This window comes from Mixta theicola (assembly GCF_002895925.1).
In the GTDB taxonomy this organism is placed as follows: domain Bacteria; phylum Pseudomonadota; class Gammaproteobacteria; order Enterobacterales; family Enterobacteriaceae; genus Mixta; species Mixta theicola.
The window spans coordinates 1-579 of record NZ_NWUO01000058.1 but is presented as its reverse complement, the minus strand read 5'-3'; the positions used below and the strand labels follow the sequence as shown (position 1 = coordinate 579).

General features: G+C 56.1%; 1 protein-coding gene. It reads right to left on the bottom strand.

Going from position 1 to position 579, the window contains the following annotated elements; translation table 11 throughout:
- Nucleotides 1–579: GTP-binding protein (locus COO59_RS20610; RefSeq protein WP_240614182.1), on the bottom strand; the 579-nt coding region annotated here is incomplete at both ends.

Below are 579 nucleotides of genomic sequence, written 5' to 3'. Positions count from 1 at the left end.
GTCCAGCAGTTTGCGGAACATTTCAACGCCGGTACAGGTAGATTTCGCCGTATCTTTGATACCAACGATTTCCACTTCTTCACCCACTTTGACCACGCCACGCTCAACACGACCGGTAACAACGGTACCACGACCGGAGATAGAGAATACGTCTTCGATCGGCAGCAGGAACGGCAGATCGATAGCGCGCTGCGGATCAGGGATGTAAGAATCCAGGTGACCAGCCAGCTCGATGATTTTCTCTTCCCACTCAGCTTCGCCTTCCAGCGCTTTCAGCGCGGAACCGCGAACGATCGGCGTGTCGTCGCCCGGGAAGTCGTACTGTGACAGCAGGTCACGTACTTCCATTTCAACCAGTTCCAGCAGCTCTTCATCATCAACCATGTCGCACTTGTTCAGGAACACGATGATGTAAGGAACGCCAACCTGGCGACCCAGCAGGATGTGCTCACGGGTCTGCGGCATCGGGCCGTCAGTCGCAGCAACAACCAGGATAGCGCCGTCCATCTGAGCAGCACCGGTAATCATGTTTTTCACGTAGTCGGCGTGGCCCGGGCAGTCAACGTGCGCGTAGTGACG